The sequence below is a fragment of the Marinococcus salis genome (genome assembly GCF_054971365.1).
Genome location: NZ_JBQOJB010000002.1, coordinates 101,795 through 118,543 on the forward strand (window position 1 = coordinate 101,795; position 16,749 = coordinate 118,543).

The 16,749-nt window shown below is 56.9% G+C and carries 13 protein-coding genes and 1 other RNA gene; 1 reads left to right on the plus strand and 13 read right to left on the minus strand.

Features of this window, described 5'->3' with window-relative positions:
- Positions 1-14: 14 nt before the first annotated feature.
- The 6 genes from parC to ACTTK6_RS02315 all read right to left on the minus strand — a co-directional run bounded on the left by parC (position 15) and on the right by ACTTK6_RS02315 (position 9,342).
- Positions 15-2,441 (minus strand): DNA topoisomerase IV subunit A, encoded by a 2,427-nt coding sequence (gene parC, locus ACTTK6_RS02290; RefSeq protein ID WP_462832525.1) that lies wholly within the window; start codon positions 2,439-2,441, stop codon positions 15-17.
- A complete protein-coding gene (gene parE / locus ACTTK6_RS02295) occupies positions 2,442-4,418 on the minus strand; it encodes a DNA topoisomerase IV subunit B (RefSeq protein WP_462832526.1) in 1,977 nt (658 codons plus the stop codon). It lies immediately after the preceding gene.
- Positions 4,419-4,584: 166 nt separating this feature from the next.
- Entirely contained in the window at positions 4,585-4,989 is a 405-nt protein-coding gene (locus ACTTK6_RS02300) for a CoA-binding protein (RefSeq protein WP_322525042.1), read from the minus strand.
- A gap of 36 nt (positions 4,990-5,025) precedes the next feature.
- Positions 5,026-6,564: an ABC transporter permease/substrate-binding protein gene (locus tag ACTTK6_RS02305; protein WP_094908037.1), complete on the minus strand. Its 1,539-nt coding sequence runs from the start codon at positions 6,562-6,564 to the stop codon at positions 5,026-5,028.
- The gene (locus ACTTK6_RS02310; protein WP_079476483.1) at positions 6,561-7,637 is read right to left on the minus strand and encodes an ABC transporter ATP-binding protein; all 1,077 of its coding nucleotides are present in this window, start codon (positions 7,635-7,637) and stop codon (positions 6,561-6,563) included. The genes ACTTK6_RS02305 and ACTTK6_RS02310 overlap by 4 nt, the downstream gene beginning before the upstream one ends.
- Before the next feature lie 127 nt (positions 7,638-7,764).
- Complete coding sequence (locus ACTTK6_RS02315; protein WP_462832527.1) at positions 7,765-9,342, minus strand: carboxypeptidase M32; 1,578 nt, start codon at positions 9,340-9,342, stop codon at positions 7,765-7,767.
- Between the two features lie 26 nt (positions 9,343-9,368).
- Between ACTTK6_RS02315 and ACTTK6_RS02320 the strand changes: the two genes are divergently transcribed.
- Positions 9,369-9,674: a HesB/YadR/YfhF family protein gene (locus ACTTK6_RS02320; protein WP_079476481.1), complete on the plus strand. Its 306-nt coding sequence runs from the start codon at positions 9,369-9,371 to the stop codon at positions 9,672-9,674.
- On the opposite strand, the gene ACTTK6_RS02325 is transcribed toward ACTTK6_RS02320, so the two are convergent.
- From ACTTK6_RS02325 to ACTTK6_RS02355, 7 genes are all read right to left on the minus strand, one after another.
- Positions 9,671-10,816 (minus strand): THUMP domain-containing class I SAM-dependent RNA methyltransferase, encoded by a 1,146-nt coding sequence (locus ACTTK6_RS02325; RefSeq protein WP_462832528.1) that lies wholly within the window; start codon positions 10,814-10,816, stop codon positions 9,671-9,673. The genes ACTTK6_RS02320 and ACTTK6_RS02325 overlap by 4 nt on opposite strands.
- 91 nt (positions 10,817-10,907) lie before the next feature.
- Positions 10,908-11,289, minus strand: an RNA gene (gene rnpB, locus ACTTK6_RS02330) — RNase P RNA component class B.
- Positions 11,290-11,361: 72 nt separating this feature from the next.
- Positions 11,362-11,769 carry a ribonuclease HI family protein gene (locus ACTTK6_RS02335; RefSeq protein WP_462832529.1) on the minus strand — a complete coding sequence of 136 codons (408 nt, stop codon included), beginning with the start codon at positions 11,767-11,769 and terminating at the stop codon, positions 11,362-11,364.
- Between the two features lie 18 nt (positions 11,770-11,787).
- Positions 11,788-12,174 carry a cell division regulator GpsB gene (gpsB, locus tag ACTTK6_RS02340; protein ID WP_462832530.1) on the minus strand — a complete coding sequence of 129 codons (387 nt, stop codon included), beginning with the start codon at positions 12,172-12,174 and terminating at the stop codon, positions 11,788-11,790.
- 131 nt (positions 12,175-12,305) lie between these two features.
- Entirely contained in the window at positions 12,306-12,863 is a 558-nt protein-coding gene (locus tag ACTTK6_RS02345; RefSeq protein WP_462832531.1) for an SLOG family protein, read from the minus strand.
- Positions 12,860-14,095, minus strand: coding sequence for a ribonuclease H-like domain-containing protein (locus tag ACTTK6_RS02350; protein WP_079476476.1), 1,236 nt, complete (start codon positions 14,093-14,095; stop codon positions 12,860-12,862). The genes ACTTK6_RS02345 and ACTTK6_RS02350 overlap by 4 nt, the downstream gene beginning before the upstream one ends.
- The gene (locus ACTTK6_RS02355) at positions 14,085-16,397 is read right to left on the minus strand and encodes a DEAD/DEAH box helicase (RefSeq protein WP_094908035.1); all 2,313 of its coding nucleotides are present in this window, start codon (positions 16,395-16,397) and stop codon (positions 14,085-14,087) included. Before ACTTK6_RS02355 ends, ACTTK6_RS02350 begins: the two co-directional genes overlap by 11 nt.
- Positions 16,398-16,749: the final 352 nt, after the last annotated feature.

Consider the following 16,749-nt stretch of genomic DNA (forward strand, 5'->3'; position numbering starts at 1 on the left):
AGCTGGAGTCTGGTTTACTGGTAAGGTACATCCTTCCATACTGCTTCAATCACCCCGTGCTTTTTCGTATCAATGACATAGGAGCCATTGCTGTAACGGTCGACCCGCCGGTACTTGGCTGGATCAATCGTCACGGTTGTGTGTTTCGTGCGGGCCTGGAGCACAAATGGCTCGCTGGCCATAATGTAGCTTGCAATAATCCGGTGTGGCTTGGATTTGACCTCTTTCCACAGGACAACGCCTCGTTTGGCCCGGTTTGTTATTGGAATGTCATCCAGGCTCATGCGTTTAACACCGCCGCGCTGGGTCACCATGATGGCATCCTCAGTTTCGTACGCCGACGTCACATGCGCTCCGGTCACGGCATCGTCTTCTTTCAAGTCAATTGCCTTAACCCCGGCAGCCCGCACACCGACAGGAGAAACCTCCTGTTCGTGGAAGCGAAGGCCGTAGTTTTGATGGGTGGTAAGAAACAGTTCCTGCTCCCCGTTCGTTTGGTATACGGCAAGCACTTCATCTCCGTCCTTGACATTCATTCCGATCATGGAACGTCCGTAGCGTGAAGCTTGATAGGCGCTCATCGCGGTTTTTTTGATCATGCCCTGGCGGGTAATAAACACAAAATAATCCTCATCGGTGAATTCCTGCACCGGCACCACGGCCACGAGTGCATCTCCCGGATCGAGCGGAGAAATGTTGCCGATATGTTGGCCATTATCCTTCCAGCGGATATCAGAGAGCATGTGCACCGGCAGGTAGATAAACTGTCCTTTTTTCGTAAACAACAGCAGCATCTCTGTCGTATTCATGTCGCTGAAAAACAACAGGGCGTCTTCTTCTTTCATCCCTGGCGGTTCGGTGTTCGAAGCCGCATAGGACCGCTGGCTCGTGCGTTTGATGTAGCCTTCCGCCGTAGCCGTAACAATCACGTCTTCGGACGGGATCATCACCTCGCGGTCAATTTTGAGCTCTTCGATTTCCGCTTCAATCACGGTACGACGGGTATCATCATACTGTTTTTTCACTTCCTGCAGCTCTTTTTTCACGACCTGCTGCAGCTTTTTTTCACTTGAAAGAATGCCGCGGAGACGTTTGATTTCCTTTTCCAGCTGCCCGGCTTCCTTCTCCAGCTGGGTGACGTCGGTATTTGTCAGTCGGTACAGCTGAAGGTTCACGATCGCTTCGGCCTGGGCATCCGTAAAGGCAAACTGCTCCACGAGGTTTTCCTTCGCGTTTTTCTTGTTTTCCGACTGGCGGATCGTATCAATCACCTGGTCGAGTACGCTGATCGCCTTAATCAGTCCTTCGACGATATGTTGGCGCCGCTCCGCTTTATCGAGCTCAAACTGGGAGCGGTTGGTGACGACGCTCCGCCGGTGGCTGATGTAGGCATCCAGCAGCTGCTTTAGATTCATCAGCTGCGGGGTCCGGTTGTTGATGGCGACCATATTGAAATTGTAGGACACCTGCAGGTCGGTCATTTTGTAATAAAAGTTGAGCACGCTCTGGGCATCGGCGTCTTTTTTCAGCTCAATGACGACCCGCAGTCCCGTGCGGTCCGTATCATCACGAACTTCTGCGACCCCGTCGACTTTACGGTCGAACCGGAGCTCGTCCATTTTCTTTACGAGCGAGGATTTATTTACTTCGTACGGAAGTTCGGTAATCAGGATCTGCTCCCGGCCGCCCCGCGCCTGCTCAATGCTCGTTTTGGCACGGACCACGACTTTGCCCCGCCCGGTCTCATACGCCTGGCGGATGCCGTCCCTGCCCTGGATCACGCCGCCGGTTGGAAAATCGGGCCCCTGGACGTACTGCATCAGTTCATCGGTGGCCACCGCCGGATTTTCCAGCTGGGCAACGGCCGCATCAATAATTTCCCCCAGCTGGTGCGGCGGAATATCGGTGGCGTACCCGGAGGAAATACCGGTCGATCCGTTCACCAGCAGATTGGGAAATTTCGCCGGCAGGACGGTCGGCTCCTCCTGGGTATCGTCAAAGTTCGTTACATGCTCCACCGTCTGTTTTTCAATGTCTTTCAACAGCTCCGACGAAACGTTTGCCAGCCGTGCTTCCGTGTACCGCATCGCCGCCGGCGGATCCCCGTCGACGGACCCGTTGTTGCCATGCATTTCAACGAGCGGGGCGCGTACCTTCCATTCCTGGCTCATCCGCACCATCGCTTCATACACCGAGGAGTCGCCGTGGGGATGGTAGTTCCCGATCACGTTCCCGACCGTTTTTGCGGCTTTGCGGAATGGTTTGTCCGCGGTGTTGCCGTCTTGAAGCATCGCAAACAGAATCCGGCGCTGGACGGGCTTTAACCCGTCACGCGCATCCGGGAGGGCACGCTCCTGAATAATATATTTGCTGTAGCGCCCAAAACGTTCCCCGAGAACGTCTTCAAGGCGCAGATCCAAGTATTGTTCTGCCTCAGCCACTTACGGTTCCTCCTTAATAATCTGCAAATCAGTGTTATCTAAAATATTCAAGTCCTCTTCCATGCCGAACGCCACGTTGGATTCGATCCATTTGCGCCGGGGCTCTACTTTATTGCCCATCAGCGTGGATACGCGCCGGTCTGCGCGGGCGCCGTCTTCCACCGTCACCCGGATAAGGGTCCGGCTCTCCGGATTCATCGTCGTTTCCCACAGCTGGGAGGCGTCCATTTCCCCGAGACCTTTATAGCGCTGGATGGCGTAGCCTTTGCCGACACGCTGAATGGCTTTCTGGAGGCCGTTTTCCTCCCAGGCGTACTCGGCTTTCTGCCTGGCCCCGCTGCCCTTGCTGACCTTATAGAGCGGCGGCAGCGCAATATAGACTTTTCCCGCTTCCACCAGCTCGCGCATGTAGCGATAGAAAAACGTCAGCAAAAGCACCTGGATATGAGCGCCGTCGGTATCGGCGTCCGTCATAATGACAACTTTGTCGTAATTCCGGTCCTCGAGGGTGAAATCCGTACCAACCCCGGCCCCGAGTGCATAGATAATGGTGCGGATCTCTTCGTTTTTCATGATGTCATCGAGCTTGGCTTTTTCGGTGTTAATTACCTTGCCGCGAAGCGGGAGTACGGCCTGGAACTTCCGGTCGCGCCCCTGCTTGGCGGAGCCGCCGGCCGAATCGCCCTCGACGAGGTACAGTTCGTTGCGCTCCGGGTTCTTGGACTGCGCCGGGGTGAGCTTGCCACTCAGGAGCGCGTCTTTTTTCCGGTTCTTTTTGCCATTCCGGGCTTCTTCGCGGGCCTTGCGCGCCGCTTCCCGCACCTGGGCCGCTTTGATCGCCTTTTTGATCAGCATGGTGCTGACCGTGGAATTTTCTTCGAGAAAATACGTCAACCGATCTGTAATATACTGATCCACGGCAGACCGGGCTTCCGGGGTGCCGAGCTTGCTTTTCGTCTGGCCTTCAAACTGCAGCAGATGCTCCGGGATCCGGATGGAGACCACGGCGGTCAGCCCTTCACGGATATCGCTGCCGTCCAGGTTTTTATCCTTCTCCTTCAGCAGCTGAAGCTTGCGGGCATGTTCGTTCAGCACGCGGGTGAACGCCGAGCGGGCGCCGGATTCATGGGTCCCGCCGTCGCGGGTGCGGACGTTGTTTACAAACGACAGCATATTCTCGGTATAGCCGTCGGTAAACTGAAAGGAAAAGTCCACCTCAATATCCTGGGACCGGCCCTCAAAGGCCACGACCGGGTGGAGCGTTTCCTTGTCTTCGTTCAAGTATTCCACAAACGCCTGGATGCCGGTTTCAAACTGAAATTCCTCGGACACCGTTTCTTTGTCGCGCTTGTCATGCAGGCGGATGCTTGTGCCCTTCAGCAGGAATGCCGCTTCGCGCAAGCGTTCGGCGAGGACGTCAAACTGGTAGTGCACCGCATTGAACATCGAAGCGTCCGGCTTAAACCGGATCGTCGTGCCGGTTTTTTTGGTGCTGCCCTTCTGTTCGAGGGTGGTGACGGGCCGGCCCCCGTTCTCAAAGCGCTGCGTGAAAATCTGGTTGTCGCGGTAAATGGTGACTTCGAGCCACTCTGACAGCGCGTTTACGACCGAGGCGCCGACGCCGTGAAGCCCGCCGCTCGTCGCATAGCCGCCCTGCCCGAATTTCCCGCCGGCGTGCAGCACGGTCAGGATGACTTCCGGGGTCGGCTTGCCGGAGCTGTGGGTGCCGGTCGGCATGCCCCGGCCGTGGTCGGAAACGGCGACACTTCCGTCTTTGTGCAGAGTTACTTCAATGACGCTGCCGTAACCAGCAAGCGCTTCGTCCACCGAATTATCGACGATTTCAAAAATCAGGTGGTGAAGCCCGCGGCTGTCCGTGCTGCCGATATACATGCCCGGCCGTTTCCGGACCGCTTCAAGCCCCTCCAGTACCTGAATGGATTCATCATTGTATTGATAGGATTTATCTGCTGCCACTCCTGTCTCTCCCTTCTTCCTTCTCCGTTCTAGTTATATTTCATACTAACACAGTTTGTCAATGAACGGGAACATATGTTTCGATTTTAGCCTGTTTCTGCCCGCAGACAGGAAAACCTTGGCAGGAAAGCCCCGCCAAGGTTGAATGCTGGTTGATATAATCGTGCTATGCGATTGCATGCTCCACTTTGATGCAGCGGTCCATGATTACCGTCATGCCCGCATTGGCTGCAATGTCGTACGCTTCTTCGCTCACCAGGCCGAGCTGGGCCCAGAAGACGTCCGCATCTACCTGGGCGGCTTCCTCGGCCACACCTTTCAGAAACTCGCTGCGGCGGAACACATTCACGATATCAATGTGCCCTTCGATGTCTTTCAGGGAGTCCACGGCCGGAATGTCAAAAACTTTTTCCACCGTTGGGTTCACCGGGATGATCTCATAACCGGCTTCAAGCATGACTTTGCTGATCTGGTACGACGTCCGGTACGGGTTATCTGACAGGCCGACGACCGCGATACGCTTGCTGCGGTCAAGAATGGCCCGTATTTCCTGTCGTTCAGGGTTTTTCATTGGGGATTCCTCCTTTAAATACTAACTAGCAGGCGGTTAATTGCCGCCAAGCAGATTGTTTTCCTCCAGGTACGTTCGGGCAACTTCCCGGTGATCCGCGTTTTCATAGTCCACCTGGTAGTTCATTTCCTGCATTTCTTCATTGGTAATCTGGCCGCCAAGACGGTTTAACGCCTCTTCCAGGCCGGGGTTGTCATCCAGGGTTTCCTGCTTCAAGAGCGGAGCGCCCTGGTACGGCGGAAACACATTTTCGTCGTCTTCTAGTACGGTAAGCCCGTACTCTATGATATACGCATCGGTGGAGTAGGCGTCAATTAAATCGATCTGGCCCTCCTGCAGGGCATTCGAACGAAGGCCGGCATCAAGAGTTTCCACTTCGTCAAACTCAAACCCATACGTCTCGACAATCGCGGGATAACCGTCGGTCTGACGGTCAGCAAATTCGAAGGTAAACCCGGGCACAAGCTCATCGGTATGCGGCTCGAGCTCGGAAATCGTTTCAATTCCGAGGCGGTCCGCCTCTTCCTGCCGGAGCGCCAGCGCATACGTATTGTTGTACTCCATCGGCTCCAGGTAGGCCAGGCCGTCATCTTCAAGCAGGCTGCGCGCCTCTTCGTATACTTCCTCGCGGGTGCTTCCGGCCGGTACCCCCTGGTCATACAGGTTGGCGGTAACGGTACCGGTAAACTCCGGATAAATATCAATGTCGTCGGACTCCAGGGCGTTAAACGCGATGCTGGTGCTCCCCAGGCCGGCCTCAACGCTCGTCTCAAGATCGGTGTTTTCCTCAATCAGGAGCGAATACATGTTGGCGAGTATTTCAGGTTCGGCCCCTTCCTTCCCGCCGATCACGAGCTCTTCCTGCTGGGTGGAGGCGAGCGCCGGGGTGATGACGACTAACAGGGCCACGCCGAGAACAACTGCTACGGGAGCAAGCGCTTTGCCCTGGGAGGTGCGTTCTGTGATCCGCAGCACCAGGTCAAAAAACAGGGCCAACAGAGCGGCTGGAATGGCGCCGAGCAGAATATAGGCGTTGTCTGCCCGGTCGATGCCCGTCATGATGAAATCACCGAGGCCTCCCGCACTGATCAGAGCCGCTAAGGTGGCGGTCCCGACAATCAAGACCATGGAGGTCCGGATCCCGGCCATGATCACCGGCATGGCCATCGGCAGCTCAATTTTGCGCAGGCGCCGGAAGGAATTCATCCCCATGCCGGTGGCCGCTTCCACAAGAGCCGGATCCACGCCGGCGATGCCGGTGTAGGTATTACGCAGGATCGGAAGCAGCGCATAGGCGGTCAACGCGACCACTGCCGGCACCGTGCCGATCTGGTTGAGTATGAGAATCATAAACCCGAGAAGGGCCAGACTCGGGATCGTCTGCAGCACAGCGGCGACGCCGATGATTGGTTCGGCAATCGACCGGCGCCGGGTTAAAAGCACGCCGACCGGCACCGCAATAAACGACGCGCACAAAAGCGAAATCAGGCTCATATTGACGTGCTCCCACACGAGGGTCCAGAACTGTCCCTGTTCATCAGTAAACAGCTGATACGTATTTTCGAGAAGGTTCATGCTTTCGTGTCACCTCCTGCGGATGCGAGCTTTGCTTTCTGCAGAAACTGCATGACGTCTTTGTAGCTGAGCGCCCCCACGAGCCGCCCTTCCTCGAGCACCGGCAGCGCTTCGGCCTCGGTGTCATTAAAGGTTCTAAGGGCGTCGTACAGCACGTGATCCGGGGAAATCACGGTTTTCTGGGACGTGATCGAGTCGCCGTCCCGCCGGCCGAGAAACGTGTCGTTCTGGTCGAAAATATAGAGCGGCGCCGGGTACAGCGGCATCTCGGGCATATCGTGGACGCTTGCAATGTACTGGCTGTCCCGCCCGCTCATGACCGATCGGACCGGGGTATCCCATTCGTCCCGGCGGTCGCCGATAAAGTCGCGCACAAAATCGTTGGCCGGTTCATTTTTCAGCTCCCGGGGCGTGCCGGTCTGGACGACGTCGCCATCTTTCATGAGACAGATCCGGTCGCCGAGGGCGAGCGCTTCGTCCATGTCGTGGGTAACAAAGACGATCGTTTTCTGGATATTCTGCTGCAGGGCCCGGATGTCCTCCTGCAGCTGCTCCCGGCTCAGCGGATCGAGCGCGCTGAACGGCTCGTCCATCAGAATAATGTCCGGATCGGCAGCAAGGGCCCGGATGACCCCGATCCGTTGCTGCTGGCCGCCGGAGAGCTCCGACGGCTTCCGGTTGCGGTATGTATCCGGGTCGAGACCGACCATCTCCAGCAGTTCATCGACGCGGTCCTTGATCTCGTTTTTCTTCCAGCGCCGCATTTCCGGAACAACCGCAATGTTTTCCGCGATGGTCATCGTCGGAAACAGCGCAATCTGCTGGAGTACGTACCCAATGTTCCAGCGCAGCTCGTGGCGGTCCCACTCCCGGATATCCTTGCCCTGAATATGAATCGTGCCGGCGGTGGGCTCAATCAGCCGGTTGATCATTTTCAGCGTCGTCGTCTTGCCGCAGCCGCTCGGGCCGATCAGGACGAAAAATTCCCCCTGCTCGACCGTGGCGTTGAAGTTCTGGACGGCCGGGTGTTCAGCGCCCGGAAACGTCTTTGCAATGTCAGTGAATGTAATCATGCCAATCCCCCTCTAATGGTTCTGGTGCAAGGGACATCTAAAATATTAGAGTCTCTACTTTATTTCACAAAAGCGCCTCCTTCAAACGTCCCGGAGCGGAAATTCGCCGCCGGAGGCGCCGGCGGGATCAGGACCAGCGGTACAGGCTCTGATATTTGTGGGACAAATGAGCGAGCAGCGGCTCCGGGTTCGTCCCCTCCCCGGTGGCGGCCGTAACGATATCGGCCGGGCGCTTCATCCGCCCATGCTGGTGCACGCGTTCGGTCATCCAGTGCCGGATCGGCGCAAGGTCGCCGCTTGCAACCAGATCGTCGAATGCCGGAAGGTCACGGACTATGGCCTGCTGAAACTGGGCGGCGTAGATATAGCCAAGCGCATACGACGGAAAGTAGCCAAAGGCCCCGCCTGCCCAGTGCACATCCTGCAGCACGCCTTCCGCGTGATTGGATGGCAGGACGCCGAGGTACTGCTTCATTTTTTCATTCCAGGCCTCCGGCAGGTCCTTTACCTGCAGGCTGCCTTCGATCAGGGCTTTTTCCAGCTCGTAGCGGAGAATGATGTGCAGCGAATACGTCATTTCATCAGCTTCGATCCGGATCAGGGACGGCTCGACGCTGTTGACGGCAAAATAAAAATCATCGAGGGCCACGTGCTGAAACTGGCCGCCGCTAAGCTCCTGGAGTTTGCCGTAGTTGTTTTCCCAGAACGAGCGGGTCCGCGCCACGAAATTTTCCCAGAAGAGCGATTGCGACTCGTGAATGCCCATGGACGCCCCGTCCGCTAAAATGGTGCCGGCCAGGTCCGTGCCGAGGTTCTGCTCATACAGCGCATGGCCGCCTTCATGGATCGTACCGAACACGGCGGTGCGGAAATCGTGTTCGTCGTATTTGGTCGTGACCCGCACGTCGTTGTGGTTCAGGCCGACGGCAAACGGGTGCACGGCTTCATCAAGCCGTCCGGCATCAAAGTCGTACGTCATCTGCCGGAGCACGTGCTCGCTGAAGGCACGCTGCCGGTCCTTTGGAACATGGGCATGCAGAAACGATGTATCGGGCCGGGCCGGGGCTGCTTTCACCTGTTCCACAAGCGGCAGCAGGCCGTCCCGGAGCTTGGAAAATGTATCATCGAGGGTCGAGACGGTCATGCCGGGCTCAAAGTCATGCAGCAGCGCGTCGTATGGATGCGCCTCGTACCCGAGGTAATCGGCGAACCGGCGCTGGTACGCCACAATTTCTTCCAGGTAGGGGCGGAAACTTTCGAAATCCCCGGAGGCTTTCGCCTCTTCCCAGTATGATTCCGTTTTGGAAGTGAGCGTGGTGAACGCTTGATACTCGTTCCGGGGCAGGCGCTCCATCCGCTCCACGTCCACCAGGGTCTCTTCCGCAGCCCGCCGCGCAACGGCGGAGACCTGCTCCGCCGCTTCCGGTTCGAGCAGATGCTGGCTCATGTCCTTCAGGTGCCCGGAGGTTTTTCGGGCAAACAATTCGGCGGCAAGAGCCCCCACCACTTCCGAGCGTTCCTCCATGCCTTTTCTGGGCGCGCCGGTCCGCGCGTCCCAGCCAAGCAGGCTGAGCGCCTGGTCGTAGGCATTGAGGCTGCGCTGTTCGTTCAAAAACTCCTGTTCGATTTGTGCATAATCCGGCATGACGATTCCTCCTTGATATGAACTCTGTTTGGTATGGCTCCTTCCTTCATGATATAACAAAGAGTGGAAGGGAGCGAAAGATACGTATGCAAATGACCATTACCGAAGAAGCCGGCCAGCACTACAAGCAGGAAATGGATCTGGCCGACGGTGCCGCGGTGCGCCTGTTTGTCCGCATTGGCGGCGTTGGCTCCGGCGGATTTTCCATCGGGGTTGACCCCGGCGAGCCGTCCGCCGTCAGTTACCAGACAGAAGCAGGCGGCCTCCGCTTTTTTGTCGAGCCGCAGGACCAGTGGTACCTCGACGGCATGACCATCAGCTATCATCCGGCCATCGACTATCTTCATTTCGATAACCCCCGGCTCGGGGACACCGACCACCCGAACAATTAAGACGGGCGCGGGGGCCTTGGTCCCCAGTACTGGTAATAATCTGTCTTGAGATTGCCATTGTAAAGCTTGCGCCGTTTGGTCGCCTGCCGGCCGAACAGCGCTTCAAACCGTTCGTGCGACGTCAGGACGTAGTAGGACCAGGTCGGCGTCTCCCGGGCGATCTGGCCGAGTGCCTGATACATTTTCTCCACCTCGTCGCGCTCCCCGATCCTTTCCCCGTACGGCGGATTACTGATCACCGCCCCGTACTCGCCTTTCGGCTTAAAATCCCGTGCCGCCATCTGCTTAAACGTAATCAGGCCGTACATGCCGGCTTCCTTGGCATTTTCCTCGGCGACTTCAATCGCTTTGGGGTCCAGGTCGCTGCCCATAATCATCAGCGGCTGGTCGTCGCGAAGAAGGTCTTCGGCCTCCTGGCGTGCGGTTTCCCATTGCATGGCTTCGGCCCACGGCCACGTTTCGCTGACAAACGAGCGGTTTACGCCGGGCGCCATGTTCTGGCCGATCATGGCCGCTTCGATGGGGATCGTCCCCGAGCCGCAGAATAAATCCACCAGCGGGCGGTCCGGGTGCCAGTTGGCGAGTGTGATCAGGGCCGCGGCGAGCGTTTCCTTGAGGGGGGCCCGGGCATGCGTTTCCCGGTAGCCGCGCTGGTTCAGTCCGGCTCCGGACGTGTCGAGCGACAGCACAGCTTCATCCTTATGCAGCGCCACTTCGAGCCTAAAGAGCGCTCCGTTTTCCGGGAACCATTCGCTCTGGTAGGACTGCTTCAGCCGTTCCACGATCGCTTTTTTGACGATTGCCTGGCAGTCCGAGACGCTGAACAGGGTAGATTTGACCGAGCGTCCGCTGACGGGAAATTCGGCATTTTCGGGCAGAAACTTCTCCCACGGGAGGGCCTTCGTCTGTTCGAACAGCTCGTCAAACGTTACCGCAGCAAACGAGCCGATTTTGATTTTAACCCGGCCGGCGGTCCGCAGCCACAGGTTGGCCCGGGCGATGCCCTCGGCGGGCGCTTCGAATTCCACCCGGCCGTTTTCGGTGCGCAGGTGCCGGTAGCCGAGCGCTTTGATTTCTTTGGCGACCAGGGCTTCGAGCCCCATCGTTGCCGTGGCGATTAAGGTGTATGTTGGTTGTGTCATAGGTTCCTCCTTGGAGTGAAATATCCGTTCATATCTACTAAAAAAACCCCTGAATTCCTCCAGGGGTTTTGCTTCAAGAAGCCGGGGCCGTTCGTGTAAGCCATGTTCTGTTCCCTTGTGCTGCCAGCGGCTGTTCACCTTGCACTCGGGTGGTAATCATCTATCTGCAGAAAACTTCTGCCCTTTCGTTCCGTTGTATTCCTTCCGAAAGGCGCCCCTACCTAATTTTGGGTTTCTCGCTCGAGGGGTTTACCGCGTTCCACTCCGGCCGTTTCCCGCCGGACTACGTCACTGTGGCACTGTTCAGGGGACTCCAGCCATATCCGGTGGGACACAGGCTGTTTCCCCGCCGTCAGCCCCGAAACGGAGCTGCTCTGACTTATGGTTTCGTCAGACACGAACACTACAGCCGTCTCAGGCTGTGCGAGCATGGACTTTCCTCTGCATGGGTACATGCAGCGATCACCTGAACGGCTCCCGGCTCTGTATGACCATGAACCATTATATCGGTTCCGGGCAGGAGAAGCAAGAAAAGAAATTGCCGCTCAGCACGAATCCTCCCTGCGCGAAGCGAGCACGGCCTGCCTGGCGAGCCGGTCGGCGGCCCGGTTCTCCCGGGACGGCACCCATTTCAGAAAACAAAGAGGCAGTTCTTCTTCAGCACGCAGGATTTTGGCTAAATACGGCTGGTACAGCTTTCGTTTCACAAACCGTTTTTCCACCGAGGCATTCACAAGCTGCGAATCCGTACGGATAGAGGCCGAATGCCAGCCACGCTCGCGACAGAGTTCGTACGCGTACACACACGCCTCAAATTCCGCTTCGTTGTTGGTCAGGCATCCGAGCGGGCGGGAAAATTCCTCCACGCTGCCGTCATCGTGCCTGACGAAAACCCCGACGCCGGAAGGCCCGGGCTGGCCGGCGCTGGCCCCGTCAATGTGAATGGTGCGCATATCTTCCGGTTCCCGCCTTTAATCGTATAGTTTTTTGCCGAATACTTCTTTTTCGAGGTTCGAGAGCCGCTTTAAAATATCGTAATTGGTTGTCCCGGCTGCCGGTTCGGCTGCGGCGGCGTTTGATGGGGTGTCCGGATTGCCGGCACCGCTTTCGGAGCGGGTGGAAATCGACGACGTCACGGTGCGCTGGTAGCGGGAGTCGCCCTCCGGCGACGCGGCTGTGCGCTGCTCCGGCGAGCGGTTCAGCTGGTCTTCAAGCTCGCGTACCTTTTGTTCGAACTGTTCATAGTCCTGAATAATCATGTCCAAAAATTGGTCGACTTCGTCTTTGTTGTAGCCTTTGACACTGTTTTTGAAATCTTTGTCTAAAATGTCTTTGGCAGTTAACTGTGTCTGTTCCATCAGCAAGGACCACCTCTGCTTTATTTGTATGATACATTCGCGGGCGCCGGCGCCTGCCTGGCGGACGGCCGCGCATTTATCTGCTTACATTCTTTCAGAATACATGAAAAAAGTCAATTTCCTTCCTGCGCCTACCCGTCCCATTCCCGCTCGGCTTCCTCCCGGACCGTTTCCTCAAGGTCCTCCGGAACGATCGTATAGACTGGATAATGGTCGCTCTGCTGCCGGCGCTCGGCGGAGGCAAGCATATACTTCGGCACGCCCTCCTGCTCTTCGTCATATAAAATCAGGAGCGCGTCCGTATGGGAAATAATAAAGTCGTTTTTGGCCTTCAGCTGCGACGGATTCACATACGGGCGCTTGGAAATCGCGTCCACGTAGTCCGCGCTCTGTTTTAATTCCGCATAGGCGGTGCGGACGTGCTCCGGCCAGATGGAATCCTGTTCAAGAAACGGTTCCAGCACGGCGAGCCGGATATGGTCGTACTCCTCCCGTAGCTCGTTCCAGGCTTCGGCGGCCCACCATTCCACCCCGGGCTGGCCGGAAATAATCAGCCATTCGCTGCCCTCTTCAATCAGGGCCCGCAGCCGCTTCTCGAGCGTTTTCCGGATGTAGGCAATTTCCGGGGCGTCGTCTTTGAAGATGCCGAGTTCGGCCGGCTTGTAGCCGGTCGCTGCCAGGCGCCTCAAGACGTCCGCCCCCGTTTGGCCATCAGGCGCTCCAGCCGTTTGTGCAGATCGGCCTGCTTGCCGGCAGGAAGCTTGAGCCCTGCCCGTTCCGCCTTGCTCTGCACACCTAAAGCATACAGAAGCGCGCGTTCGGGATTTTTCGCCTGGTGCTCTTCCCATTTGGCAAGCTCCACCCCGGCCTCGAGCGTATACCGGGAATCCTCGTTACGCTCCCAGACCTTTTCAAACCAGGGGACTGCCTCGGCGTACCGGTGCTGTTTCTTCAGGTTGACGCCGTAGCGGTGCATCGTTTCCCCATCACCTTCCCCGTTTTCGACCATCGCCGTGTAATGCTGGGCGCTTTTGGTCCATTCCTTCTGCTGGTCAAACCATTTGGCGACGGCAAGCGACTGTTTTTCGCTGCCCCCGTCGGCAAGAATTCGTTTGGAAATATCAATGTAAAGCGTAATAAGCGATAAAATATCCTGTTCATTGTGTTCCAGGATGCCGGTCACAAACTCGGGAAGCCCTTCGTTCACATAGTCAAAGTACAGCATCGGGGCGAGGTAGCCCGGGGTGTCGTCGTGGCGGACAAACCCGAGAATGTCCCGTTCCACCACGCTCAGCCGGCACGATTCGAGCCGGTCAGCAAACAGGCGCCGGCTCGCGTGTAAAAGGTCAAAGTGGCCAAAGGCCGGAAGCTTCGGCACCTGGTTGCGCACGAGGGTGTGGCGGGTCTGCACCTGGGGCCAGTCAAAGGATTTGCCGTTATAGGTGACCAGGTTTTCCGCCGAATAGCATTCGGTCAGAAAATAATGATACAGCGCCACTTCATGCTCGGGCCCGGGGAGAAAGTACTGTGTTACCTCGACCCGGTCGGGGTACACGCGCGCGCCGCCGAGCAGAAAGATGGTGGTGCCGGTCCCCCCTTTCAGCCCGGTCGTTTCCGTATCAAAAAACAGCAGATCCTCCGGCCGGCGCCCTTCCGGATGCAGTGGATGAAAGGCGGGTTCCTGCTGCCAGCGGTCAAACACCGTAAACAGCTCGCCAAACGAAGCGCTGCCGTGAACGTAGTCGAGCGGATACGTCACGGTGCGTTTTAAAATCGTTTCTCCGTCGTACTGTTTCGGTACAGCACCAAAGGCCTCCCACTCCTCCAGATGCCTGATGCCGGCGGCTGGTTCTGCGGGAGCGGGAGCGGCCGGGGATTCTTCCTGCAGGTGCGTTTTCATTCGCTTGAGTTTATTTTTCATGTTCACGGGCGGGGCTCACCTCCTGTTCGGCCTGAAGCCGGTGAATGAAAGCAAGCACGGTCGCTTTCGTGTTTCCGCTCAGCATAATATCCGACCCGATGCAGGACGGGCAGCCGTCATGGCACGGACAGGCGTCAATCAACGATGCGCAGTCGCGGAGCACCTCGGGCAGGTCGGCAAAAATAGTGGACGACAGGCCGACGCCGCCCGGGTAGCGGTCGTACAGAAAGATCGTCGGCTGCTCTGAATGGGTCGCCTTCATCTGCGGGACGACATGGATGTCGGACGGGTCACACATGACCCGCACCGGTGCCGTATGCCGGAGGACGTTTGCCAGCCCCATCATTGCCTGCTCCAGGGTGTCGCGCCCAAATTCCTGGACGGTGTCTTCGGGGAAATGGATCCAACAGGCATTTGTATGCAATTCTTCCTCCGGCAGGTGCACGGTGCCGGAGCCGATATTTTCAAACGTCGCCAGCTTGATTTTTTTAAAAATCGTCACCTTGGCATGCACCATCACGTCGCCGAAACCGGCGTGGTACGACGGATAGTCCGCCGTGTTGTCCTCTTCGAGCACTTTCAGCTCGACGGCCATGTTGGCATCGGTATAGTAGTCCACCCGCACTTCTTCCACGTACGCTTTTTTCTCGTCCCAGTCCAGATAAACCACCTGGTACTGCACGCCCTGGTGAATGTAGATGGCTTCGTCATGCAGCAGGGTCATCGCGCTGAAGCGGTCCATCTGCCCGATCACCTTCGACGCGGACGGCACCGTCTGGTCGATGATGACAACATTCTCCTGCGAGGCCGAGCGCAGGCTGATGCCGTGCGCCGGAAAGGAATCGCTCATCCAGTACCATTTGGAGCCCCGGTGGTGCACGACATTTTCCTCCGAAAGGTACTCGAGCACGTCGCGCACGTCAACGCCGCCGAACGTATCATCGTCCCGGAACGGCAGCTCAAAGGCGGCGCATTTCACATGATCCACGAGAATGATCAGGTTATCGGGATGGATGCGCGCCGTTTCCGGATTTTTCTCCAGAAAATAGTCGGAATGCTGGATCATGTACTGGTCGATCGGATTGGAGCTTGCGATCATTACGATCAGCGACTCCGACTGACGCCGTCCCGCGCGCCCGGCCTGCTGCCAGGCGCTTGCAATCGATCCCGGATAGCCGGACATGATGCACACCTGCAGCTGCCCGATGTCGACACCGAGCTCGAGCGCGTTGGTGGAAATCACGCCCATGATGTCGCCGGAACGGAGCCCTTCTTCAATGGCCCGCCGCTGGTTGGGCAGGTAGCCGCCGCGGTAGCCGGTCACAAGGCTCTGCTGGCCGGTCTGTTTGCTGTTTAAATGCTGCAGGTGGCTCAAAATCACCTCCACCATCACCCGGCTTTTCGTAAACACGATCGTCTGGACGTGCTGCTCGAGAAATGTGTTGGCGAGCCGGTTCACTTCGGAGAGGACGCCTTTGCGGATATTCATCGCTTCGTTAATCACCGGCGGATTGTAGAACACAAAATGCTTCTTCCCCTGCGGCGCCCCGTTGTTGTCTACGAGTGTGAAGGGCTGTTCGGTGAGGGTCTCGGCGAGCTCGCGCGGATTGGCGATCGTCGCAGAGGTGGTGATAAATGTCGGCTCTGCCCCGTAGTAGCGGGCAATGCGCAGCAGCCGGCGGAGCACGTTCGCCACGTGGCTCCCGAACACACCGCGGTACGTATGAATTTCATCAATGACGATATAGCGGAGGTGTTCAAACAGCGACACCCATTTCGTATGATGCGGCAGAATGGCCGAGTGCAGCATGTCGGGGTTAGTCATGACAATATGGCCGGCGCGCCGGATCGACTGCCGGATCGTCGGCGGGGTGTCCCCGTCATACGTGTAGCTGTTAATGGAAGCCCCGATCTCCTCGATAAATTCATTAATTTCACTTTTCTGGTCCTGCGCGAGAGCCTTGGTCGGAAACAGGTACAGCGCGCGCGCTTCCGGCTCGTCCATGATCGTCTGCAGCACCGGGAGGTTATAGCAGAGGGTTTTCCCGGAGGCGGTCGGCGTAATAGTGACGACATTGTTCCTCCGGCCGTAGGCCTCTTCAAACGCCGAATGCTGATGAGTGTAGAGCGAATCGATGCCGCGGGCGGCAAGCCCGGCGCGCAAGCGCTCATGCAGCTGTGCCGGGAAATCAGCCGTTTTCGCCGGCCGTTCATCAACGGTGTGCCAGAATTCTATATTGGGGGCAATGGACGAGTCAGTTTTCATCCACTGCATTAACTCCTGTAAGGATTGTTTTTTCATGATTGTTCACCTCAGCATACTTCCATTATAGCGAATGTATGTTTGTTTTTCTATCCCGGCTGTTTTTAGTGTTATAACACAGAAAAGGCTTCCCGCAGTTGCATACGGGAAGCCTTTTCGAGACGTGAGCGTTATTTAGTGTTGGTATGGTAGTCATTAATCATATCGAGAATCGTCCGGTTTTCCTCTTCCGGGGTGTAACGGTCTTCTTTCGATCTTGTGAAATGACGCATCCTAAATCGCTCCTTTTTGTTAATGTTGTTATAATGTAATTCAAAGTATATACCGTTGTTATAATACAGTCAACGGTTATTTCAATATTTTTCGAATTTTTTATAAAAAAATCCCCTAC